Origin of the sequence: Parolsenella sp. LCP21S3_E11, from assembly GCF_052118165.1 — a bacterium.
GTDB lineage: Bacteria > Actinomycetota > Coriobacteriia > Coriobacteriales > Atopobiaceae > Parolsenella.
The window spans coordinates 49,217-72,463 of sequence record NZ_JBQKHS010000006.1; the positions used below are offsets into that span (position 1 = coordinate 49,217).

The 23,247-nt window shown below is 60.8% G+C and carries 24 protein-coding genes and 1 pseudogene; 23 read left to right on the forward strand and 2 right to left on the reverse strand.

Translation table 11 applies throughout. The annotated features are described in order from the left end of the window. Positions 1–69: 69 nt before the first annotated feature. The 14 genes and pseudogenes from hpf to ACTQ1Z_RS06620 all read left to right on the forward strand — a co-directional run bounded on the left by hpf (position 70) and on the right by ACTQ1Z_RS06620 (position 12,718). The gene (gene hpf / locus ACTQ1Z_RS06555) at positions 70–642 is read left to right on the forward strand and encodes a ribosome hibernation-promoting factor, HPF/YfiA family (RefSeq protein WP_330028117.1); all 573 of its coding nucleotides are present in this window, start codon (positions 70–72) and stop codon (positions 640–642) included. Continuing rightward, the gene (locus ACTQ1Z_RS06560; RefSeq protein WP_441859719.1) at positions 635–1,717 is read left to right on the forward strand and encodes a DegV family protein; all 1,083 of its coding nucleotides are present in this window, start codon (positions 635–637) and stop codon (positions 1,715–1,717) included. Before hpf ends, ACTQ1Z_RS06560 begins: the two co-directional genes overlap by 8 nt. Before the next feature lie 64 nt (positions 1,718–1,781). Further along, complete coding sequence (locus ACTQ1Z_RS06565; RefSeq protein ID WP_441859721.1) at positions 1,782–2,852, forward strand: NAD(P)-dependent oxidoreductase; 1,071 nt, start codon at positions 1,782–1,784, stop codon at positions 2,850–2,852. 3 nt (positions 2,853–2,855) lie between these two features. Next, positions 2,856–3,287 (forward strand): hypothetical protein, encoded by a 432-nt coding sequence (locus ACTQ1Z_RS06570; RefSeq protein ID WP_320678908.1) that lies wholly within the window; start codon positions 2,856–2,858, stop codon positions 3,285–3,287. 5 nt (positions 3,288–3,292) lie between these two features. After that, positions 3,293–4,081, forward strand: a complete 789-nt coding sequence (locus ACTQ1Z_RS06575) for an NYN domain-containing protein (protein ID WP_320678912.1) — start codon at positions 3,293–3,295, stop codon at positions 4,079–4,081. Positions 4,082–4,093: 12 nt separating this feature from the next. Next, entirely contained in the window at positions 4,094–4,702 is a 609-nt protein-coding gene (locus ACTQ1Z_RS06580; RefSeq protein ID WP_441859723.1) for a hypothetical protein, read from the forward strand. A 111-nt stretch (positions 4,703–4,813) separates the two neighbouring features. Then, a complete protein-coding gene (locus ACTQ1Z_RS06585) occupies positions 4,814–5,908 on the forward strand; it encodes an isocitrate/isopropylmalate dehydrogenase family protein (protein ID WP_441859725.1) in 1,095 nt (364 codons plus the stop codon). A 97-nt stretch (positions 5,909–6,005) separates the two neighbouring features. Further along, positions 6,006–6,923 carry a hypothetical protein gene (locus ACTQ1Z_RS06590; protein ID WP_441859727.1) on the forward strand — a complete coding sequence of 306 codons (918 nt, stop codon included), beginning with the start codon at positions 6,006–6,008 and terminating at the stop codon, positions 6,921–6,923. Positions 6,924–6,930: 7 nt separating this feature from the next. Continuing rightward, a pseudogene (locus tag ACTQ1Z_RS06595) lies at positions 6,931–7,338 on the forward strand (DUF523 domain-containing protein); the annotation flags it as partial. Beyond that, on the forward strand, positions 7,339–8,139 hold the full coding sequence (locus ACTQ1Z_RS06600) for a purine-nucleoside phosphorylase (RefSeq protein ID WP_320680371.1): 801 nt from the start codon (positions 7,339–7,341) through the stop codon (positions 8,137–8,139). It begins immediately after the preceding pseudogene. A gap of 322 nt (positions 8,140–8,461) precedes the next feature. After that, complete coding sequence (locus ACTQ1Z_RS06605; RefSeq protein WP_441859729.1) at positions 8,462–8,701, forward strand: FeoA family protein; 240 nt, start codon at positions 8,462–8,464, stop codon at positions 8,699–8,701. Between the two features lie 103 nt (positions 8,702–8,804). Beyond that, positions 8,805–9,032, forward strand: coding sequence for a FeoA family protein (locus ACTQ1Z_RS06610; RefSeq protein WP_320680320.1), 228 nt, complete (start codon positions 8,805–8,807; stop codon positions 9,030–9,032). Between the two features lie 144 nt (positions 9,033–9,176). Continuing rightward, on the forward strand, positions 9,177–11,765 hold the full coding sequence (locus ACTQ1Z_RS06615) for a FeoB small GTPase domain-containing protein (protein ID WP_441859731.1): 2,589 nt from the start codon (positions 9,177–9,179) through the stop codon (positions 11,763–11,765). Between the two features lie 245 nt (positions 11,766–12,010). After that, complete coding sequence (locus tag ACTQ1Z_RS06620; RefSeq protein ID WP_320680323.1) at positions 12,011–12,718, forward strand: 5'-methylthioadenosine/adenosylhomocysteine nucleosidase; 708 nt, start codon at positions 12,011–12,013, stop codon at positions 12,716–12,718. Positions 12,719–12,832: 114 nt separating this feature from the next. Here the strand turns inward: ACTQ1Z_RS06620 and ACTQ1Z_RS06625 are convergent, their stop codons facing one another. Then, the gene (locus ACTQ1Z_RS06625; RefSeq protein ID WP_441859734.1) at positions 12,833–14,032 is read right to left on the reverse strand and encodes a M20 family metallopeptidase; all 1,200 of its coding nucleotides are present in this window, start codon (positions 14,030–14,032) and stop codon (positions 12,833–12,835) included. 357 nt (positions 14,033–14,389) lie between these two features. Between ACTQ1Z_RS06625 and ACTQ1Z_RS06630 the strand changes: the two genes are divergently transcribed. From ACTQ1Z_RS06630 to ACTQ1Z_RS06655, 6 genes are read left to right on the forward strand one after another with little or no spacing between them, the layout of a single operon-like run. Then, on the forward strand, positions 14,390–15,553 hold the full coding sequence (locus ACTQ1Z_RS06630) for a double-cubane-cluster-containing anaerobic reductase (protein ID WP_441859736.1): 1,164 nt from the start codon (positions 14,390–14,392) through the stop codon (positions 15,551–15,553). 9 nt (positions 15,554–15,562) lie between these two features. Further along, the gene (locus tag ACTQ1Z_RS06635) at positions 15,563–16,330 is read left to right on the forward strand and encodes an acyl-CoA dehydratase activase (protein WP_441859738.1); all 768 of its coding nucleotides are present in this window, start codon (positions 15,563–15,565) and stop codon (positions 16,328–16,330) included. A gap of 57 nt (positions 16,331–16,387) precedes the next feature. Beyond that, on the forward strand, positions 16,388–17,425 hold the full coding sequence (gene selD / locus ACTQ1Z_RS06640) for a selenide, water dikinase SelD (protein ID WP_441859843.1): 1,038 nt from the start codon (positions 16,388–16,390) through the stop codon (positions 17,423–17,425). Between the two features lie 27 nt (positions 17,426–17,452). Continuing rightward, positions 17,453–18,073, forward strand: coding sequence for a sulfurtransferase-like selenium metabolism protein YedF (yedF, locus tag ACTQ1Z_RS06645; RefSeq protein WP_320680327.1), 621 nt, complete (start codon positions 17,453–17,455; stop codon positions 18,071–18,073). Between the two features lie 29 nt (positions 18,074–18,102). Then, positions 18,103–18,330, forward strand: a complete 228-nt coding sequence (locus ACTQ1Z_RS06650) for a DUF3343 domain-containing protein (RefSeq protein ID WP_441859845.1) — start codon at positions 18,103–18,105, stop codon at positions 18,328–18,330. Between the two features lie 36 nt (positions 18,331–18,366). Further along, on the forward strand, positions 18,367–19,527 hold the full coding sequence (locus tag ACTQ1Z_RS06655) for an aminotransferase class V-fold PLP-dependent enzyme (RefSeq protein ID WP_320680328.1): 1,161 nt from the start codon (positions 18,367–18,369) through the stop codon (positions 19,525–19,527). A gap of 102 nt (positions 19,528–19,629) precedes the next feature. Here the strand turns inward: ACTQ1Z_RS06655 and yqeC are convergent, their stop codons facing one another. Then, on the reverse strand, positions 19,630–20,373 hold the full coding sequence (gene yqeC / locus ACTQ1Z_RS06660; RefSeq protein WP_320680330.1) for a selenium cofactor biosynthesis protein YqeC: 744 nt from the start codon (positions 20,371–20,373) through the stop codon (positions 19,630–19,632). Between the two features lie 111 nt (positions 20,374–20,484). Here yqeC and yqeB point away from each other — a divergent pair, with 111 nt between their 5' ends. From yqeB to modA, 3 genes are all read left to right on the forward strand, one after another. Next, positions 20,485–21,279 carry a selenium-dependent molybdenum cofactor biosynthesis protein YqeB gene (gene yqeB / locus ACTQ1Z_RS06665; protein ID WP_293814515.1) on the forward strand — a complete coding sequence of 265 codons (795 nt, stop codon included), beginning with the start codon at positions 20,485–20,487 and terminating at the stop codon, positions 21,277–21,279. A 2-nt stretch (positions 21,280–21,281) separates the two neighbouring features. Beyond that, entirely contained in the window at positions 21,282–22,253 is a 972-nt protein-coding gene (locus ACTQ1Z_RS06670) for an XdhC family protein (RefSeq protein WP_441859741.1), read from the forward strand. Between the two features lie 122 nt (positions 22,254–22,375). Then, the gene (gene modA / locus ACTQ1Z_RS06675; protein ID WP_441859743.1) at positions 22,376–23,236 is read left to right on the forward strand and encodes a molybdate ABC transporter substrate-binding protein; all 861 of its coding nucleotides are present in this window, start codon (positions 22,376–22,378) and stop codon (positions 23,234–23,236) included. Positions 23,237–23,247: the final 11 nt, after the last annotated feature.

The following is a 23,247-nucleotide window of genomic DNA, read 5'->3' on the forward strand; positions in this document are numbered from 1 at the left end:
AGTACAGACGTAAGTCCCAAGGGCTTGCGTCCCCGGAACGTGCATTTTGGCTCTAGGGTTGGAGGCACTATGGACATCAAGGTATCCGGTCGCAAGGTTACCGTTACTGACGCGCTGCGCAACTACGTTGACGAGAAGATCGGCGGGGCTCTCGGAGTCTTCGACATTCAGCCCATGACGTGCGACGTCGTCCTTCGAGTCGAGAAGAATCGCTCCAATCCCGAGGCGGCAGTCTGCGAGGTCACCGTGCGTGTTCGCGACAACGTGGTTCGCGTCGAGTCCGCAGATCCTGACATGTACGCCGCCATCGATATCGCCGCCGATAAGGTGACCCGTCAGATTCGTAAGTTCAAGACCAAGGTCATTGATCGTCGCCAGCGCACTCAGGGGCTGCCCGTCGCTCCTGTCTCGGGGGATTTGGCTGATCTCATCGAGGGCGATGACGACGAAGAGCTCGTTCGCGAGAAGGTCATTGATCTGCCGCCCATGAGCGAGGAGGAAGCCCTCGTCCAGACTGACCTCATCGGTCACGACTTCTACGTCTTCACGAATGCCACCACTGGCCTTGTAAACGTTATTTATCGCCGCAAGAGCGGCGGATATGGAATCATTAAGCCCAAGATCGAGGAGCCGGATGAGTAGCGAGATTTCTGACAATTCAAACCTTCAGGCCGCGGGTTCTACGGAGCCCGCGGCCGTCGCATGCTTCGAGGCTGCGGCGGTCGCGGGGGAAGAGCCCGAGACCATTGCGCGCGAAGTTGGAGCAAGCTATCGCCGTGACGGCCAGTGCCGCATCATCGTGGACTCGTGTGCGGACTTTGCCCCGGAGGTCGCCCGTGCCCTCGGCGTCGAGATCGTCCATTTCCCGTTCGTAATGGAGGACGGGGAGCACGTGGATGACCTCTGGCGCTCCATGTCGCCTCATGAGTTTTATGAGCGCATGCGTGCCGGCGAGCACGTGTCGACGTCTGCCGTTACGCCCGGCAACTACCTCGAGGTGTTCGAGCGCATGGCCAAGGACGGTGTCCCTGCCGTTTACCTCGCCTTCACTCGTGGCCTTTCCTCGAGCGTCGACGCCGCTCGTCAGGCGGTTGACCTTGTCCGCGAGGCGCATCCCGGCTACGAGATTTACGTCGTGGACAATCTTTGTCCCTCCGCTGCGGCCGAGCTCTTGACCATCGAAGCCGTGCGTCAGGTGGGCAACGGCCTCACGGCGTCCGAGCTTGTTGAGTGGGCGGAAGAGGCCCGCTATTACATCCAAGGCTACTTTACGCTCGATAGTTTTGACGCCCTCGCGCGTGGTGGACGCATTCCCCCCGCGGCGGCGACCGTCGGTGGCAAGCTCGACATCAAGCCCGAGCTCTCCTATGACCTCAGCGGCGCCCTCACGCTTCGTGGTATGTGTCGCGGTCGTAAGAAGGCCCTTCGTGCCATCATTGCCGACTTCAAAGAGAACTACATTGGCGCGAGTGGTGTCATCACGCACATGCCCATCGGCATCGTGGACACTGACGCCGAGAAGGACGCGCGCTGGCTTGCTGACCAAATTCGCAAGGAGCCTGGCTGCCGCGACATTCCCATCATCCACAGCTCCGTCTCGCCGGTCATTGGCGCGCATGTGGGCCCCGGTATGGTGGCGTGTGTCTTCTGGGGCAAGGACCGTCGCGAGGCCCTCTCCTTCACGGATCGCATTGCCCGTAAGGTCCGCTCAAAGTAACTGATCCCCACGAGGGGGAATCCTTGTTCATTTGCGGTCGTTTGCGCCGCCAGAAAGGAGCAGCATGACTGCAGCCAAAAACCTCAAGGTCGCCTTCATCGGTACCGGCATTATGGGCGCGCCCATCGCTGGCCACATCATGGATGCTGGCTATGACGTAACTGTCTACAACCGCACCAAGGAGAAGGCCGATGGCCTCATCACTCGAGGCGCTACCTGGGCGGATAGCCCTGCGGCGGCAGCCGCTGATGCAGACGTCATCTTTACGATGGTCGGCTATCCCGCTGACGTTGAGGATGTCTACCTCTCGACTGACGGGCTCATTCGCGTTGCGAAGAAGGGCGCATGGCTCATTGACCTCACGACCTCTTCGCCTGCGCTCGCTCGTGATATTCACGACGCGGCGGAGGTCGAGGACAAGCACGCCTTCGACTGTCCGGTGACTGGCGGTGAGCAGGGCGCCATCGACGGCACGCTGACCCTCATCGTCGGGGCCAAGGAGGAAGACGTCGCTCCGGTCCTTCCCATCCTCGAGTCCTTCTCCTCGAAGATCTTCTACTTCGACGCGGCTGGCGCAGGGCAGACCGCCAAGCTCTGCAACCAGGTCTCCCTTGCCGGCTGCATGGTCGGCATGGCCGATGCCCTCGCCCTCGCCGAGCAGGGCGGCCTTGACGTTTCCCGTATGCTCGAGATGGTCGGTTCCGGCATGGGCGGCTCCCGCGCGCTTACGGGCCTTGGTCCCAAGGCCCTCGAGGGAGACTACAAGCCTGGCTTCCTCGTCGAGCACTTCCGCAAGGACCTTGGCCTCGCCATTGAGCAGTCCGAGGACCTCGACATTACGCTTCCTGGTGTCGAGACTGCTTTCACGCTCTACGACATGCTCGATCAGATCGGTGGCGGCCGTCTTGGAACCCAGGCGCTCACCCTTCTCTACGCCGAGCAGGCTGACGCCGTGGCGGCGGGTCTGGACTGGGGCAAGCTAGACACCAGTGCCTTCGAGCCTGATGACCATGACCACGAGTGCTCCTGCGGCCACGACCATGGCCACGATCACGAATGCACATGCGGTCACGATCACGACGGCGACCAAGAGTGTGCCTGCGACCATGGCGACGGCTGCCATTGCGAGGAGTAGCGCGTGGGTGACGGTTTTGGCATCACTATCGTCAGCATCCTGTTCGCGGTCTTTGGCATCTTCATCGGGTTTCACCTCGGTGAAGATGCTGGAGGCCGCGTGAGGGGCACGACTGGCTTCTTCGCCGCTAATCTCGCTGCGGTTCTCGCGGGATCCTTCCTGTTCATGATTGTCTGGATGACGGGATATGTGGTTCTCGGCATGTTTGCCATCGGTGCCATCGCGGGTGCAATCGCCGGGCTTAAGTTTGGTTATGGCGAGTCGGTGGGTCCGTGGAAGTTCGTTGATCGCCTCATGACCCCTGAGGCTCGCGCTCGTGATCGGGAACGCGCCCGCGTCAAGCGTGCGGAACGCGAGCGAGCTCGCACTGGCGCGGCCGAGGCAGAGCTCATGAGCGTCGCCGACGACAAGAAGAAGGCTGGTAATCAGTCGTGAGTGAAATGGACCAATCAATCCCCGCGGCTCCTCAGGGCACGATTGCCGTGTTCATCGACTACGAGAACCTTGCTCTTGGTACTGGCAAGCGCAATCGTCGAGGCCATCAGGAGCTAGGTCCCGCGCCGGACGTCAAACGCATTCTCGAGCGCCTTGTCGAAAAGGGACGCATCGTCGTGAAGCGTGCCTATTGCGACTGGCAGCGCTTTGATGAGGCGGTAACGCCGCTGCATGAGCTGGGCATCGAGCTGATCGAGATTCCCGATCGAGCCTATACGGGCAAGAATTCCGCAGACATCCGCCTCGCCGTAGACGCCATGGAGATGTGTCTCACCAAGAACCACATTGACACCTTTGCGGTTCTCTCCGGCGACTCGGACTTCTCTCCGCTTGTCTCCAAGCTCCGAGAGTTCAACAAGACCGTGATTGGCGTGGGCATGCGCGAGGCGACGAGCACCTTGCTCACCGAGGCCTGCGACGAGTTCATCTTCTATGAGGACATCGTCTCCGCTGGCGGCGTTCCCGCCTACGAGGATCGGGTCCCGAAGGAGAAGCTCGCTTGCTATAAGCTCATGTTGGAGACCGTCGACGCCCTCCAGCGAGAGACCGACAGCATCATTCGGGCGTCGCTCATTAAGGACACCATGCGCCGTAAGCAGCCACAGTTCTCCGAGAGGAGCTATGGCTATCGTTCTTTCACGGCGCTGTTGCGCGAGGCCGCGTCGTTTGGCCTCATTGAAATTCACACCGACCCTCGAAGCGGCACCGCCGTTGTCGATGGGTTCTGCGAGTAGGGGAGGACCCGCATGACCGAGAAGACCACCACCGCGAGGTTTGGTGCTGGAAAGATTACCATGGTTGACCGCCTGATCGACGAGGTCTCTGGCCCCGTTCGTCGCGCTCGCCAGGAAGCTTCCCATACGCTCACTAGTATGCTTGCCGATGACCCCAACGCTCTTGGCGACAAGCTTCCGGCTGTTGCCGAGGCCATGGTCGACGCGCTGTTCCGTCCGGAGGCGCAGACGCGCTGGGAGGCACTTGATGCGCTCCGTTATATCGCCGATGTCGACCCCACGCTTGTCGAGGATTCCTACGAGGGCGCTGAGGCCTCGCTGTTTGATGAGAACAACTCTCGCGTTCGCGTTTCCGCCTTCTGCCTGATTGCTCGTATGGGTTCCAAATCCCCCGATGCTGCCGAGAAGGCCTGGCCTCTTCTCGACGAGGCCATCCAGTGCTATCACGGTGACCTTGGCTATCGCGATATGCTTGCCGGCATGCTTGAGTTCGTTCAGGGAGAGGCGAGCGATGAGATTAAGTCCGCCCTTGCTGAGCGCATTCGCTTTGACGCCGAGAACGGAAGGGGCTTCGTCAAGGACCGTTCTGCCGAGATCATCGCCATCGTCGACGGCAAGTAGGTTTCGGCTCTGTGAAGCCGTGCGCGCGCTTGCTTCGCCTTCAATTGTTCTTGCGTAGAATCGCTTGCGCAGCCAATAGCGGGTCGCTCCGCATAACGACGAGGGGGAATTATGGCCCATCAGGTTACGCTCATTCCTGGCGATGGCATCGGTCCTGAGATTTCTACCGCCATGCGTGAGGTCGTCGAAGCCTCTGGCGTAAGCATCGACTGGCATGTCCAGGAGGCTGGCGCCCACGTCATGGAGGAAGAGGGCACTCCGCTGCCTGAGCGCGTCCTCGATTCGATCCGCGAGACCGGCACCGCCATCAAGGGCCCGGTTACCACGCCCGTGGGTTCCGGATTCCGCAGCGTGAACGTTGCCCTGAGGCGCGCCTTCGATCTCTATGCCTGCGTGCGCCCGTGCCTCTCGATGCCTGGCGATGGTAGCCGTTATGATGGCGTCGACCTCGTAATCGTTCGTGAGAACACGGAAGATCTCTATGCGGGCATCGAGTTCGATGAGGGTAGCGAGGGCGCTCGTTCTATCATCGACGCCGTTGCCGCGCAGGGGGCCGGCACCATCAAGCCTGACTCCGCGATTTCACTTAAGCCCATCAGCGTGAGCGGATCCGAGCGCATCATTCGCTATGCGTTTGATTACGCTCGCAAGAACGGCCGCCGCAAGGTCATTGCCGTTCACAAGGCGAACATCATGAAGTGCACGGACGGCCTGTTCCTCCACACGGCCGAGCGCGTCGCTGCCGAGTACCCCGATATCGAGTTTGACAACAAGATTGTCGACGCCACGTGCATGGGCCTCGTGCAAAACCCCGCGGACTTCGATGTCATGGTCCTTCCCAACCTGTACGGCGACATCGTGAGCGACCTCTGTGCCGGCCTCGTTGGAGGCCTTGGCCTCGCGCCCGGGTCCAACATTGGCCTGAACCAGGCCATTTTCGAGGCTACGCATGGCAGTGCCCCCGATATCGCGGGTAAGGACATCGCCAACCCCACGGCAATGATTCTCTCCGCGGCGATGATGCTCGATCACCTTGGAGAGAACGAGGCGGCGCATCGCATTCGCACTGCCGTACGCGAGGTCCTCTCTGCCGGTGAGAGCGTCACTGCGGACATCAAGCGTGCCCTCACAGGCTCCACTGAGGGTTCCGTTGGGACGCGAACCTATGGTGCCGCAGTCGCAGCTCGCGTCGCAGAGCTTGCCTAGCGTCAACGTGGCGTCTCCAACATTGGGGTAGACTTGCCAAAGTATGTATGCGCGGCCGGGTTTCGCACCCGGCCGTTCGATTGATTTGGAGTTTGCAATGGATGATAAGAAGTCTTCCGATAAGCATGCCTCGCAGGGCGCGCGCTCCGGCGGTGCTAGGTTCTCGCAGGCTCCTAAGGCTGCTGCCTCTGTTCCTGTCCAGATTCTTGCCGCAGGCGTCGTCATCGCTCTCGTCGTTGGCTTGCTCGTCGGTCACTTCGTTCTCGGGGGCGGTGCGCCGTCTCCGGCGTTCCCTGGCGCCACGACGGTTTCCGAGGGCGACCTCGACCGGGTGATTGCCTCCTATACCTATAACGGCAAGACTGAGACCATCACCGTTCGCGATGCCATCGAGTCCCAGATCTCGCTCGACTCCGCCAAGGATGCGGACGGCAACTACTCGCTGCCCAACGCCGACTCCACCCTCGCTGTCGCTCGCAACCAGATTCTCGCCAAGCAGGCAGAGGCCGAGGGAATCACGGTCTCAGATGATGAGATCGGCTCCTATGCCGAGCAGATCCTTGGTACGTCCGACATTGCCTCCCTTGCGCAGCAGTACGGCTTGACCGAGGATCAGGCTAAGGAAGTCGTTCGCGAGAGCGCTGCCATGTACAAGCTCAAGGAGAAGGTCTGCAGCACTCAGGCGGGTACCATCCCCGATGCCCCCACGGCTCCCGCCGAGGGCGCGGAGGATACCGCCACGAGCGATTACGGGGCTTACATCGTCAACCTCATCGGCGACGAGTGGGATGCCACCAACAACACCTGGGCGCGCACTGACGGTCCCTACTACGAGGCCCTGAAGGACGAGACGTGGACCCCCGATTCCGCCACGTACGCTCAGGCGCAGATCGCCTATGCTGTCGCCTATAAGCAGTATGCTTCCAACGCCACGGCGTCGAGCAGCGAGTGGACTGCCTACGTGAACGGCATCCTCTCCAGTGCTTCCATCCAGATCTATACCCTGGGCGCATAAGAGAGCTGTGGACCTTATCGTAAGCAGGTGCCTGTTGGGCGAGCGTTGCCGTTACGACGGTGGCGCTCGCCCTTGCGCGTCCGTAGAGGCACTCGTGCGTTCCGTGAGGGATGGGGGAGGACGCGTCGTTCCCATTTGCCCCGAGGTTGATGGAGGTCTGACCACTCCTCGACCGCCTGCCGAAATTCTCGGAGATTCCGTTATTACCGTATCTGGGGACGACGTAACCGCAGCTTATGTGCGCGGGGCGAGGTTCGCCGCCTTTCGTGCTCGTGAGCTCTCTTCGCCGCTCGCCGTACTCAAGGCGAAGAGTCCGGCTTGTGGCTCCGGAGTCGTCTACGATGGAACCCATACAGGGAGACTCGTGAGGGGAACGGGTTTTGCGGCCCGTGCTCTCGAAAAGGAGGGGATCATCGTGGTTGATGAGAAAGTTGTCGAGGGTTGCCGTGCGAGCGTCGAGCATCCCGTTGCCATCGTCCTCGGAAGTGGTCTGGGTGCGCTCGCTGCCGCGGTCAAGCCCGTCCGTCGAATTCCGTATGCTGATATCGACGGATTCCCGGTTACGGCTCGCCCGGTTGCCGGACACACGTTTGAGGCGACGGTCGGCACCATTGATGGAGTGCCCGTCGTCGTGTATCCGGGCCGCGTCCACCTGTATCAGGGCTATGATCCGGCCCAGGTGACCTCGCTTGTGCGTCACGCCTATAAGCTCGGTTGTCGCGACATCATCTTTGCCTGCGCGACGGGCGCCATTGCAGGGCGTGCCCATGTGGGCCTTGGCCTGATCACGGACCACCTCAACCTTACGGGCACGAATCCCCTTATCGAGGACGAGGACCTTGCCTGCGTCGAGTCGCCCTTCGTTGGCATGACGGATGTCTACACGCCCTATCTGCGCAGTCTTGCCGCTGGCGTCGCCGCGGATAACGGCATCGACCTCCAACAGGGCGTTTATGCTGGCCTTCTTGGACCTTGCTTTGAGACTGGCGCCGAGGTCGCCATGCTCGGCAGCCTGGGAGCCTCCTATGCGGGCATGTCCCTTGTCTGCGAGGCTATCATGGCTCATGCCCTCGGCATGAACGTCCTTGGCGTCACCCTCGCTGCCAACATGGCTGGCGAGGCCGGCGTCACGCACGAATCCGTTCTTAAGGTCGCCCACGATCACGAGAATGACTTCGAGACCCTCATTCGCGGAGTCCTCGCTCGCCTCAAGTAGGGAGGGGCTTGTGCCTTTGTACCGGTAGTCTTTTTGATTGAGCCGCACCTTGCTGGGCCGCCTTGGCAAAAAGCCGAGGCGGCCTTTTTCTCGTTGATTCCTTGGGACAATCTTCGGTTTTTGCTGGGACGATCTCCGGTATTTCTGAAGCAATCCCCGGTTTTGCTAGGGCGATCTCCGGATTATGGCTCTCAGTCTTCGGCATAACCAAATGTAAAAAAACAAACGGTTCACCACGGTTGACTCATGCAAAAGTTAAGCACATACTACTCAAATTAGTTATGGAGTTAGTTGGGGACAACTTTTGGTTAGAGGAGCAGCTATGGTTGCAGCGTCAGTCGCACAGCTTCCGTTTGCCATTGCACGCGAGGGCGAAGACGTCCGCGTCGTGAGGGTCAGCGGCACCACCGAAATGCGACGTCACCTCGAGAACCTTGGATTTGTCGAGGGTGCCGTGGTCAGGGTCGTTACCCAGGGCGGTGCTTCGGGGTCCATCGTGAGGGTTAAGGGAGCCCAGCTTGGTCTCGATCGCACAATCTGCATGCACGTGTTCGTTTGCTAATTCGTCTATTCGCTCGCTTGGGTTACGCGTTACGTCAGACGAATTCGCATCTAGTTGTCGTTTCAGGTCGGCTTGCCGGCAGAGAGAGGAAGAGAGGGAACAGGTGACTACGCTTAAGGACATACCAGTTGGGTCGTCTTGCACGGTGAAGGCACTCACTGGTGTCGGGGCCGTGAAGCGCCGCATCATGGACATGGGCATCACCAAGGGCGCCAAGGTGAAGGTCGTAAAGGTCGCCCCGCTCGGTGATCCGCTCGAGCTCAACGTTCGTGGCTACGAGCTCTCCATCCGCAAGGATGAGGCCGAGAAGGTCGAGGTCGAGCCCGAGTAAGCGGGGATCGGCTTGGTGCCAGCTATGCTCCGCACGAGCGGAGAGGCGCGGTCTCGAGGGGATCTCCGTGCCCATCTGAAAAGGTCCGGCATAAGGGACCAGGGGGCCGACCCCGCCCCCAGCAACACATCAGGAAAGGGAGTCATGGAAGACCGCATGTATATCGCGCTCGCAGGTAATCCGAACTGCGGCAAGACCACGCTGTTCAACGCCCTCACCGGATCGAACGGCTATGTGGGAAACTGGCCTGGCGTCACCGTTGAGAAGAAGGAGGCCAACTGGAGGAAGGAAAAGCAGATTACCTTCACCGACCTCCCCGGCATCTACTCGCTTTCTCCGTACTCTCCTGAGGAAGTCGTCTCGCGTGACTATCTCATCAAGAACCGCCCATCTGCCGTTATCGACCTCGTCGATTCGACGAACCTCGAGCGCAACCTCTATCTCGCGACCCAGATTCTCGAGTGCGGCCTTCCCGTCGTTCTCGGCCTGAACATGCTCGACCTTCTCGAGAAGAGCGGCGACCGCATTGACGTGTCCGCCCTCTCTCGCGAACTTGGCTGTGAGGTCGTCCAGGTATCTGCCCTGCGCGAGACGAACGTCGACGACCTCGTCAACAAGGCCATCGAGGCTGGCAAGGCGGGTGCTGCTCCGGCTCCTGCCCGCGTCTTCTCCGACGATGTCGAGGCGGCGCTTGCCAAGATCGAGAAGGGCATCGCTGGCAAGTGCGACGTTTCGCTGAACCGCTGGTTTGCCATCAAGGTGTTCGAGCGCGACGCTGCCGCCATCGAGCCCCTCGGCCTTTCGAATGCCGAGCTCGAGGCCTTCGAGGCTGACATCAAGGCCGTCGAGACCGCTCGCGATGATGACGCCGAGTCCATCATCACTTCCGATCGTTATGAGTGGATCGCGCGCGTCATGGACGCTTGCGTCGTGAAGGCTCCGAAGAAGCTCACCACCTCCGAGAAGATCGACAAGGTCGTCACTAACCGCGTTCTCGGCCTGCCGATCTTCGTCGTCGTGATGTTCCTCGTCTACTACATCGCCATCTCCACCGTAGGCACCGCTGGTACCGACTGGGTGAACGACAACCTCTTCTCTGACGGCTTCTTCGTCAACTCTGCCGGCCAGGAGCAGTACGAGGCCGATGCCGAGGAGTTTGCCGATAACCACTACGGTGATCAGATCTCCGGCTTTATTGCCGCTGCCGAGGATGACGGCGTCGTGACCGAAGACGGTGCGACCGAGGTCTCCGACGCTGTCGACGCCCTTGCGGAAGACCCTGAGGACGCCGATTCCGAGGCCATCGTTGACGGCTTCGTTGCCTCTGCCGCCGACGTGACCGCGAAGGACGTTGTGATCACCGATGAGGACGGCAACGACACCGAGGACACCATCCCCGCCGTCACGGCCGATCACTTCCTTGCTGCTGTCGATGCGCAGTCTGAGGAGCCCGATCCCGCGGACTACGACGGTTACGTTCCCTCCATTCCCGGTGCCGTCGAGGGCTGGCTTGATGACGCGGGTGCGTCTGATGCGGTCAAGTCCCTCGTCATCGACGGCGTCATCGGCGGCGTTGGCTCCGTGCTCGGCTTCATCCCGCAGATGTTCGTCCTGTTCGTTCTCCTTTGCTTCCTTGAGGACTGCGGCTACATGAGCCGTGTCGCCTTCGTCATGGACCGCGTCTTCCGCCGCTTTGGCCTTTCCGGTAAGTCCTTCATCCCGATGCTCGTGAGCTCTGGTTGCGGCGTTCCTGGCGTCCTCGCCACCAAGACCATCGAGAACGAAAAGGACCGTCGCATGACGGCCATGCTCACCACGATGATTCCGTGCGGAGCCAAGCAGCCGATCATCGCCCTCGTCATGGGCGTCCTCATCGGCGGTTCTGACGGTTGGTGGATCGCCCCGATGTTCTACTTCCTCGGCGTTGCCGCAATCATCATCTCCGGCATCATGCTGAAGAAGACCAAGGCCTTCGCTGGCGAGCCCACCCCGTTCGTCATGGAGCTGCCGTCCTACCACTTCCCGTCCATCAAGTCTTGGTGGCTCCACATTTGGGAGCGTGTCAGCGCGTATATCAAGAAGGCCGGTACGATCATCTTCGCCGCTGCCGTCGTGGTGTGGTTCCTCTCTAACTTTGGCTTTGACAATGGCGCGTTCGGCTTCCTGGCCGACGGCGACGTCGAGAAGTCCCTCCTGAAGGTCATTGCCGGTTCCATCTCCTGGCTCTTCGCCCCGCTTGGCGCCGACAACTGGATGGCCACCGCCGCCTCCATCAACGCGCTCATCGCCAAGGAGAACCTGGTCTCGACCTTCGGAGTCCTGTTTGGTCTTGGTGATGCCACCGAGAACTCCCTCTCCATGTGGAGCGGCTTCGCTGGCATGTTCACGGATGCTTCCGGCATCATGCACGCCGGCGCCATGTGCGCGTTCGTTGCCTTCAACATGCTCGACGCTCCGTGCTTTGCCGCTATCGGTACGATTCGCAAGCAGATGGATGACCCCAAGTGGTTCTGGTTCGCCATTGCCTACCAGTGCGGCTTCGGCTGGGTTGTTGGCCTCATCATCAACCAGCTCTGGGAGCTCGCTGTTCTGGGTAACTTTGGCTTCTGGACCGTCGTGGCCTTCGTCGCGCTTGCTGGAATCCTGTTCATGCTCTTCCGTCCCGCTCCCAAGTACGACGGCAAGGACGAGCATATCCTCGATTCCCTGTCTGAGGCCGAGGCGTCGCTGTAGCGGCTAGGGTATGGCTGGCGACGTTCGAGACTCTTAGCAGCTAGTTCATCGCTCAGATTGAAACTCGCTCGTCATGTGCTTTGTGTAAGGGGCTGTGTGCCGCGATGCCGGTGCGCAGCCCCTTTGTTCCGTTCGTGCGAGCGAGTGACGCAATCGAACCCTCTCGAATGACGTTTATTGCCGCGCGCGAATACGGCTTGGGCGGCGGGTATCATGAACCGTAGCCTGATGATTTGGGAGGTTGCATGGGAAACGTCAAGGTTGGCATCATCGGAGCGATGGATTCCGAGGTCGAGCTGCTTAAGAGTAAGGTCGAGGACGCGACGGAGCACGACGTCGCGGGGCTGGTATTCGTCGAGGGCGTCATTGACGGGGTTTCCGTCATCGTCGTCAAGTGCGGCGTTGGCAAGGTGAACGCGGCCATGTGTGCCCAGGTCCTTGTTTCCCAGCTTGGCGCCACCTGCGTCATCAATACGGGCGTCGCTGGCTCCCTCGACAATAACATTGAGGTGGGCGACATCGTCGTCTCTACGGATGCCGTCGAGTACGACATGGACGTGACGCCCCTCGGCTACAAGCCTGGCGAGCATCCTGACCTGCATATGGTTGCTTTCGAGGCGGACCGCTCCATTCGCGAGGACGTGCTATCCGCGGCTAGGGCGCTCGACGACGTGAATGTCTTTGAGGGTCGTGTCTGCTCCGCGGACAGGTTCATCGCCTCAGCTGAGGCCAAGGCTCGAATCACCTCGCAGTTTGGCGGTATGTGCTGTGAGATGGAGGGCGCGGCAATCGCCCACGTCTGTTATGTGGCTGGCGTTCCGTACGTTGTCGTCCGCGCCATTTCAGATAAGGCCGACGGCTCTGCGAGTGTTTCCTATCCGGAGTTCGAGGCGGCAGCGGCCAAGCACTGCGCTAGTGTCGTTCTTACGGCGCTCCCTCTCATTGCTAGGTAACGGCACGAGGACACTCGCTTCAATCCTTTGGCGCCCCGATGGTTCGATGAGCCTCGGGGCGCTGTTTTGTCTCTTGTGTTTCTTGACTGCTGCCTGGCTTGAGGTGTGGAAACGCTACCAACAGACACGTTCGACGAGGCGAGTGAGCACCGCTTGGGCTCGGCGCACATCCCCGTGGGGCACGTATTCGTTGGGCTTATGGGCAAGCGCGAGCGATCCCGGCCCATAGCTCATGCAATTGTGATTCTGGCACGTGCCCGCTATGACCGCGGTGTCGGTATAGCCGGTGAAAATGCCAACTTTCGCGGAAGTACCCGTTATGTCGGCGGTTGATTCGAGCAGCTCGGCCAGTAGGGGAGAGGCGGGGTCACGCTCGACGGCAGGGCGGTCCCCGGTGATGACGAATGATCCGTGGCAGCCCTCCACCTCATTCTCGGCAGCTGCAATCGCGTCTTTGACGATCTTCGACGCTGCCTGCGTGTCGCAGGGTGGGACCAGCCTCATGTCAATCCAAACCTTGCACGAGTCGGGGACGACATACGGGCGATAACCGCCTTCGATCTGTCCAAACGTCACCGTTGATCGGCCAAGCTCGTCATGCACGGGCTGGCTGGCAATCTCTCGGCGTATGTGACTGATGGCTATCGCCATGGCGGCGATGGCGTCCGCTCCTTTCCACGGCTGGCTCGCGTGAGCGGTTACTCCCTGCATGGTAAGTTCGAACCACGTGCGCCCCTTGTGAGCGACCTGGATTTGTGAGTCGGTTGGCTCGGTGTCAACAACCCATTCCGAGGTGCCGACCCAGCCCTGTTTGATGGCGGCTTCGACGCCGCGCATGAAGTCTTCCTCGTCGACGCTGCAGATGAGCGAGAGCCCTCTCCGTGGAAGCTTGCCGGTCCTCGCCATTTTGTCGAGCGTAGCTTCGAAAGCGACCATAGCGCTTGCGAGGCCGCTCTTCATGTCGCATGCCCCGCGGCCATAGAGGCGGTCGTCGCGAATGAGCCCAGAAAGCGGGTCAATGCCGTCGTTCCAACCGTCTCCGAGCGTCACGGTATCCATATGGCAGATGAAGACGAGGCGGGGTTCATCAGTTGCGCCTGGGATGGTCGCCATGAGTTCCGTGCGCCCCGGGAGGACCTCGAGCTCATCGATTGAAACTCGTGACGCGAGCGATTCGGGGAGGTTTTCGATTCTCTGACGTAGCAAGGTTCTGATGTGACGCTCGATCTCGCCTTCATAGGCCCCAGGATCGGAGCTGTCGATTTGTACGAGCTTGCGTGCGAGCTCCCAGGCAGCATCTTCGTTTGACTCCATGGCTCCTCCTTAGGTATGTCTGATGCCATGGTAGGCCTAGCCTGCGTTTAGGGTGATGTGGCTATGCATTATTTTGCCTGTGCGTGCGGGGAGAGCCTTGTCCGGCATCATCAAATCGTCGAGTCAGCCTCCGGGTACGTGGTTGCATTGTTCTTTTGCGCAACAACGGTTGCTTGTAGACATACCGTTCACAGACCGCTATTCGTAAGCGCATATAACGTTCGCTAACATTCTGTACGGCAACCAAACCATGTGTCATTGGACGATGACTCACGGCAGCTGCCGGATAAGCAGTCTCTGCCGTTGCGCCCTTGGCGCGATTCAGTGCCGTCTGTAGATGAGGGAGGCTAAGCGCCCATGGAGGATACGCACGATCAGTCATTGCCGCGGACGTTCGAGGAGTTCAATGAACAGCGCAAGGCAAGCTTCATTCGCGTTAAGGACTTCAAGCAGGCCGGTAATCGCCTTGTCGGCTACCTTTGCAGCTATACGCCGCTCGAGATCGTGGACGCCGCGGGAGCTGCGGGCGTTTCCCTCTGTGGCACGTCTGACGAGGTGATACCCGAGGCGGAGAAGGTCCTTCCCGCCAACCTCTGCCCTCTCGTCAAGTCGACGTTTGGCTTCGCGTACTCTCAGAAGTGTCCGTTCACACATTTCAGCGACATCATCATCGCCGAGACCACATGCGACGGGAAGAAGAAGATGTACGAGCTTCTGAACGACCTCAAGGAGACGTATGTCCTCCACCTTCCCCAGAGCCGAGACCGCGGCTACGAGCGTGATGGCTGGTACGAGGAGTGCCGTCTCCTAAAGGAGCGCCTCGAGGACCTCTATGACGTCACGATTACGGATGATGACCTGAGGGCTGCCGCGGTGAGGCGCAACCGTCTCCGCGCCGCAAAGCTCGCGATGTATGGCCTCCAGGCATGCGAGCCTCCCGTCATGAGCGGCGTTGAGCTCATGAGCACGATGTTTGCGGGCACGTTTAACTTCGATGTCGACGCCTATATCGAGAAGCTCGAGACCGTGACTGCTGATCGTCGCGCTGCTTACGAGGCCGGCGAGCGTCCGATCCCGGTGGACGCGAAGCGCATTCTTCTCACGGGCTGTTCCGTGGGCGGCGTCATCAACAAGATTGGCCACACTATCGAAGCGAACGGCGGGGTCGTCGTCTGCATGGACGATTGCTCCGGCGAGCGTACGGCTCGCATGATGGTGGACGTTGACGCGCCTGACATCCTGCGCGCCATCTCTGACCGCTATCTCCAGATCAATTGTTCCGTCATGACCCCCAACGAGGGCCGCATGGAGAACACGCTGGCGATGTGCGAGAAATACCACGTCGATGGCGTTATCGAGAGTGCGCTCTCCGCATGCCATACGTTCAACGTCGAGAGCGCCCGCATGCAGGCGGCTGTCGAAAGCGCTGGTACCCCCTACATGAAGATTGAGACCGACTTCTCCAAGGGCGACCAGGGGCAGATCGACACGCGCATTGCCGCGTTCATCGAGACTCTCTAGGGGCGGGGCATGTTCGGGATCGGAATAGACATTGGGTCCACGGCAACGAAGCTCGCCGTCATCGATGGCGGTGGGGACACGCTCTTTACGAGGCAGATGCCCACGGGTTTTTCGAGCGTGGACGCCTCGGACCGTGCTCTCGAGGAGCTCCGAGTAGTTGGCTTTGATCCAGCTGATCCCGAGACGCGCGTGGTTGCGACCGGATACGGACGCATAGCCGTTCCGTATGCCGACAAGGTCATTACGGAGATAACCTGTCATGGCGTGAGTGCCGTGAGACTCTTCGGGCCCGAAGGTACCGTTATCGATGTCGGAGGCCAGGATACCAAGGTGATCACGCTTCGTGGCGGCCGCGTCGCCAAGTTCGCGATGAACGATAAGTGCGCTGCCGGTACGGGGCGTTTCCTCGAAATCATGGCTGACAGGCTTGGCGTCTCGCAGGAAGTGCTCTCGCGTCTGGCTGCCGAGGGTGAGCCGACGAAGATTTCGAGTATGTGCACCGTCTTCGCGGAGTCCGAGGTAATCAGCATGATTGGTCGAGGGGAGCCTCGCGCAAACATTGCGAATGGCGTCTTGGATAGCGTGTTGGGACGAGTTGCGGCGCTCGCTGGACAGGGTTCGGGCGTCCCATACTTCCTCACCGGTGGCCTTTGCGAGAATGACTATTTCGTCACCCAGCTTGGGGAGAGGCTTGGGGCTTTGGTCACGACATGCCCGCAGGCAAGATCCGCAGGCGCGCTTGGTGCCGCCGAGCGAGCGCTTGCCCTTGTTGGGTAGATAAGGCGTAATCGATTCGGGTGTAAGCCCGACAACTGGGTTGGAGACATCATGGACATGACGGGAGTCAAGCTTACCGAGCTCGTTGAGGCCGCTGGATGCGCTGCGAAGCTCGCGCCAGGGTACCTTTCACAGGTCCTCACGGACTTGCCTCGCGTCGCAAGTGACAAGCTGGTTGTCGGCTTCGACTCTTCTGATGACGCCTACGTCTATGACCTCGGCGACGGTAGGGGGCTCGTGGGGACGACGGATTTCTTCCCCCCGATGGTCGATGACCCGTTTCTCTTTGGTCAGGTGGCGGCAGCAAACGCCCTCTCTGACGTATGGGCCATGGGTGGCAAGCCCGCGCTTGCGCTTAACCTCCTCTGCTTTCCCAATTGCCTCGGCCTTGAGGTGGCGGGGAAGATTCTTGCCGGAGGTGCCGACAAGTGCCGTGAGGCGGGTGTGATCGTCGCCGGGGGTCACTCCATCAATGACCACGAGCCTAAGTTCGGCCTTGCCGTTACGGGTTTCGTGGACCTCGATCACCTTCTCGCGAATGCTGGCGCTCGCGAGGGAGACGTACTCGTGTTGACGAAGGCCCTCGGCACCGGTGTCCTCACAACCGCCTACAAGGGTGGGATTCTCGACGAGGATGGCGTCCGCGTAGCGACCGACTCTATGATCACGCTCAACAAATACGCCGCCGAGGCCCTCGACGGCCTCCCCGCGCATGCGGCGACCGACGTTACGGGCTTCTCGCTCATGGGCCATGGCTGTGAGATGGCGGAGGCGAGCGACGTCACGCTCGAGATATGGGCCGCACGCGTGCCGCTGCTTGCACGGGCGCGGGAAATGGCGGCAATGGGTCTCATCCCCGCCGGCGCCTACCGCAACCGCGACTTCTTTGGCCCTCGCGTCGAGGTGGAGCCCGATGTCCCGCTTGACCTCGCGGACGTCTTGTTTGACCCGCAGACCTCCGGCGGCCTTCTTGTCGGCATGCCCGAGGAGGAGGCCGGGGGATATGTTGCCCGCCTGAAGGAACTTGGACAGCCGGCTGCGGTGATAGGCCGTGCGGTTGCGCGCGGAGAACGTTCCGTCCACGTTACGATGTAGATTCGCTTCGAGAAAGGAAGCTCAAATATGTCTGAGAACAAGCTCGTCATCGATGCTCGCGGAGACGCCTGCCCCATACCTGTCGTCAAGACGCTGAAGGCGCTCGGCGCGCTCGGCGGAGCTGGTGTGGTCGAGACCATCGTCGATAACAAGATTGCCGTCGAGAACCTCTCCCGCATGGCCACCTCCAAGGGTTGCGCCAGCAGCTTCGAGCGGACGGGCGACAAGGAGTGGCACGTCGTTACTACGGCGAGCGGTGCCGTTGAGGTGTCCGCGGGCGAGCCCGAGGCCGTTACCTGCGCTGCTCCGGCGGACAACGTAGTCGTCCAGATCACGAGTGATGCCATGGGCACGGGCGATGACGTCCTGGGCAAGAAGCTGCTCAAAAGCTTCGTCTTCTCTCTGACGCAGCTGCCGCGTCTGCCCAAGACCATCCTGCTCTACAACGGCGGCGCTCATCTCTCCTGCGAGGGTTCGGATTCGCTCGAGGACCTCAAGAACCTCGCTGATGACGGCGTCGAGATTCTCACCTGCGGCACCTGCCTCGATTTCTATGGCATCACCGACAAGCTTGCCGTTGGCGAGGTTACCAACATGTACGTGATCACCGAGAAGCTCGCTGGTGCATCCGTGGTCGTGAGGCCCTAGTGCCGCGCGTTCCGAGGCCCGCTCTCGTTGTGGCGTTTCCCACGACGGCGGCCGCCATGAGCTGCGAGGAGCTTTGCCAGTCTCAGGGCCTGCCCGGGCGGATGATTCCCGTTCCCGGCCAGGTCTCCGCTGGCTGTGGGCTTGCTTGGAAGGCGGCGCCAGAGGATCGCGCCCTTCTCGAGCCCGCCCTCTCTGGGGCGGGCGTTCCCGTTGAGGGGTTCTTCACGGTTGAGCTGCTTGAATTCGTGAGGGAGTAAGGGCCTGCCTGGGCATGGCCTTTGGAGGACGACGCCATGATTTATCTCGATAACGCTGCCACGACGATGCGAAAGCCGCGAGAGGTTGTCGACGCTGTGGCAACTGCCATGGGTACGCTCGGCAACGCCGGGCGTGGGGCGAGCTCAAGTGCCATGGGTGCCGCTCGCACTATTCATGAGTGCCGAGAGCGCGTGGCGAGGCTTCTTGGCTGCCCAAGGGCCGATCACGTTGCCTTCGCCCCCAACTCGACGGCGGCCCTCAACTGCGCCATCAATGGCCTGGTGGGCGAGGGCGACCGCGTGGTGACCACGGTGCTTGAGCATAACTCGGTCCTTCGTCCACTGAATAGGCTCGCGGCCGAGCGTGGCGTCCTCGTTGAGCACGTGGGTTGCGATGAGTTCGGACGCCTGGACATGGAGGAGCTTGAGCGCCTTGTCGTTTTGGGGACGCGAGCCGTCATCGTGACCGGAGCCTCAAACGTCACCGGCAACGCTGTGGATGTCGCGCGTGTCTCTCGCATCGCGCACGCAGTCGGGGCCGTTTGCATCGTTGACGCCTCGCAAAGCGCGGGTATCATCCCCATCGACATGGTCGGGCAGGGGTTGGACGTAGTCTGTTTCACCGGTCACAAAGCGCTGATGGGTCCCCAGGGGACGGGGGGTCTTGCTGTGGCCGAAGGCCTCGACGTTCGCCCTTGGAATGTGGGCGGCACTGGCGTGCATAGCTTTGACCCAATGCAACCCGAGGACTGGCCCACGCGCCTCGAGGCGGGTACCCTCAACGGGCATGGCCTAGCCGGTCTCGCAGCGGGCCTCGAGTTCCTTGATGCCAACGGAGGCGTCCAGGCGATGGGCGAGCACGAGGTAGCCATGGCGCGGCGTCTGTATGAGGGCGTGAGCGATATCGAAGGCGTGACCGTCTACGGCGATTGGGAGAACTTCTCGTCTGGCGAGTCTCCTCTCCGCGCGGGTGTCCTATCCCTCAACGTCGGAGACATCTCGTCCGCCGACGTGTCGGACATGCTTATGCAGGGCTGGGGCATCGCGACGCGCCCGGGCGCCCACTGCGCGCCTCTCATGCATGAGGCGCTCGGCACGCGTGAGCAGGGTGTGGTTCGCTTTTCCACGAGTTGGTTCACTACGCAGGATGAGATAGACACGGCGATCGAGGCCGTTCGAGAGATTGCGCAAGGCTAACTGCGTTCCGTGTGGTTTAGCGGCGCCAACACATCGCCTGCTCGCTAGTGTTTGGGCTAACGGGCAGGCGATGCGCCATCGCGGGCTGATGTCATCGTCTAGCTACCGGATCTCTGCGAGGTCGTGTCTGCGGATGCTGCCCGCGAGCATGGGTACCTTCATGCCCATGGCGATGAGCTCCTCGTAAAAGGCGTGAGCAGCTTCAATTGTCTCAGGGCTTTCTGCTTGGTTGACTATGATCAGGTTTGGGTCTACGGCACCCCTCCTGGCCTCCGTGGCAAGATGCCGAGCGAGAAGCTCTGGCGTAACCACATCATTCTGCTCGCACCCCGAGTTCTCGCAGAAGAGCTCTGCCCTATGAACGGTTTGTGCCACGGGCCTGCCAAAGGCGCTTGCACCAACGACCATGATCGTCAGGTCGCTGCCCCCCGGAATGACGGGCTCGTGATTGCTGTGTGCTTTGACGGGCATGTGCCTCGAGCCATCTGCTTCGACGAGTACGAAGTCTGCGAGGCTTGCGAGATCTTGCGGTGCGATCCGCGAGGAAGCCAGTTTGCCCGCATTTCTCGCTTCGTGAGCGGGCGTGCCAACGCAGATGACTCGTTGGGCCTTGACCTGGCGGGCGACCTCAAACTCGTCAGCGGAAACAACGGTGTCGATGCCGCTGAAGGGTAGGAAATGGGTCGTTGTGGCGAGGATTACGGTCTTTCCCTCGGCGACGAGCTCATCCGCAAGTGAGCGCAGCAGCGTCGTCTTGCCACCTCCGCCGATGACGGACCAAATTGTGCCGTTCGCATGTCGATTCGGCGCGCTCGCAGTGCTTTTGATGCCACGATAACAATTCATTAGCAACCCTAACTCAAAGTTGGTATACCGTTGTTGTCGTATGATGACTACGCTTTGCCATAGCGGAAAACTGCTTACCATTGTGGTTGTCTTTGGGGAACGGTGAGTTACATGCTCGTTGAGATTCGGGGAGCGGGGGATATCGCTACCGGCATCGCGCTTCGCCTGAGGCGCGCCGGGTGCAAGGTCGTCATGTGCGACATTGCGGTCCCCACTTCCATCCGCCGTACCGTCTGCTTTTCTGAGGCCATCCGCCTTGGCTCGTGTGAGGTCGAGGGTGTTTGCGCTCGTCTTGCCAGCTCCTGCGCGGAGGCTCGTTCGATCGTCGTCGGCGGCGACGTCGCAGTTCTCGTCGACCCTGAGGGCGAGAGCATTTCGGAGCTGAAGCCTCAGGTTGTCGTCGATGCCATCCTCGCCAAGAAGAACCTCGGCACGAAACGGTCCATGGCTCCGTATGTTATTGGCGTTGGCCCGGGCTTTTATGCAGGCAAGGATTGCGATGCAGTCGTCGAGACCAATCGAGGGCATTTCCTCGGCCAGGTCATCTGGGATGGTCCAGCTGCCCCCAACACCGGTATCCCTGGCGTCATCGCTGGTCATTCTGCGGACCGCGTGCTGCGCGCTCCCGCAGACGGCGTCTTTGAGCCGGTCCTCCAGATTGGCGACGTCGTGCGCGCCGGCCAGGTTGCCGCAACCGTGTCCGGCGTTCCCATGACTTGCACTATCAACGGTGTCCTGCGTGGCCTTCTCCAGGAGGGCGTTGAGGTGACGGCGGGCATGAAGTCCGGCGACATCGACCCGCGTTGTGAGCGCTCGCACTGTTTCTCCTCGTCTGACAAGGCCCGCGCCGTTGGTGGGGGCGTGCTCGAGGCGATTTGCATGCTCACCTCGAGGTTGGAGGGTTAGGGATGGAAGGCATCTCTCTTCTCCGCCGCGAACTTGCGGAGCTTGAGGCCGGAAGGCCCGTTGCCGAGGCCGTCGTGCTATCTACTTCGGGGTCGGCCGCCCGCGCCGCCGGCGCCCGGATGGTGCTTCTCGAGGACGGTTCCTTTCTGGGGACGGTTGGCGGTGGCTCTCCCGAGCTCGAAAGCCAGAGGCTCTGCCACGACGTGCTTTCTGGCAAGCCCGCCCTGCGAATGAACTTCAAGCGAGGTGTGGTTGATATCGCCTGCGGGGGCTCTCAGCTCATCGGCATTCGCCGTCTATCGTCTCGCGACATCCCGGCGCTTGAGGCCGCTATCGAGTCCGCCGACGCGGGGACACCTGTCGAGCTTGTCGTTGATTGGTCCGCCTCCGTCCCCGTCGCTGCCGTTGGGGGGTCCGCAGGGGCTGATTCGACTCCGCGAATGGAGGGCGACTGCTATCTCGAGCCCGTGGTGTGCGCTCCCCGTTGCGTCATCTTTGGCGGGGGACACGTCGGCAGGGCGCTCGTGCCGGCACTCGCCGCGATCGATTTCGACGTCGTGGTTGTTGACGACCGTCCGGAGGTGGCACGCGTCGAGAACTTTCCGGCCGCCTCGAGTGTCATCCTCGGCGATTTCAAGGATATTTCTGCGAGCGTCACGGTTGGTGATCGCGATTACGTCGTTGTCATGACTCATGGGCACGCGGCTGACGAAGACGTCGTCTCACAAGTAGTCGAGGCCCATCCGCTTTATCTCGGCTGCATGGGTAGCAGGAACAAGAGACGAGTCCTCGAAGACGTGCTCACCTCGCGTGGCGTCTCTGCGGATGAGGTCGCTGCCGTCGATCTTCCCATTGGCCTGCCTATTGGTGCTGTGACTCCCGCGGAAATTGCGGTTTCAATTGCCGCAAAGATGATCGAAGTCCGTTCGGGCCATCGTGTTTCTCGGGCGATGGGCTGCCCCAGCTACCTGTAAGAAGGGTCTCATTGCACGACAACCGTAGCGTCGTGCGTAAACATGGCGACCGTTGTGTATTTCGCAAAACAACGAATCGCATAGATTGCCCACGGAACGCACGGCTGAAAGGAAAGATCTTCATGAAATCCATCACTCGCAAGCAGGCAATCGCTTCTATCGGGGCGGGTGCCGCTGCCGTCGCTGGCCTCGGGCTCGCCGGATGTGGCAGCTCTGGCCCCGCCGCGGCGACGTCCGCTGCGTCTGACGAGAAGCTCATCGTCTTTGCCGCGGCAAGCATGACCGAGAGCCTCACCAAGGCGACTGAGTCCTTCTCGAAGGACGCTGGCACCGAGGTTAGCTTCAACTTCGATTCCTCCGGTACCCTGAAGACCCAGATTCAGGAAGGTGCCGAGTGCGACGTCTTCATCTCCGCCGGACAAAAGCAGATGAACCAGCTCGATGCCACCGCAGACCCCGAGGTCAACACCGAGGGCCTTGATCTTATCGAGTCCGATACGCGCTTCAACATTCTTCAGAACGAGGTCACACTCGTTGTCCCCGAAGGCAATCCCAAGGGCATCCAGAACTTCGAGGACCTTGCTGACCACCTCACGGCTGGCGACGTCAAGCTCGCCATGGGTAACTCCGATGTTCCCGTTGGACAGTACACCCAGAAAATTTTGAAGTACTTCAACCTCAACGAGGACGAACTCGCGGATTCTGGCGTGATCACCTATGGTACTAACGTCAAGGAGGTAGCGACCCAGGTATCCGAGGCGGCTGTCGACTGTGGCGTCATCTACCGCACCGATGCGGTATCTGCAGGCCTCACGGTCGTCGATTGCGCTACCAAGGATATGTGCGGCGAGGTCGTCTATCCGATCGCCATCGTCAAGGGCACGAAGCACGAGGACGCCGCCAAGTCCTATCTCGAGTTCCTCAAGGGCTCAGAGGCCTCCGCTTGCTTCGAGGAGGTCGGCTTCAAGCCGCTGTCCGCGTAATTGTCGATAGG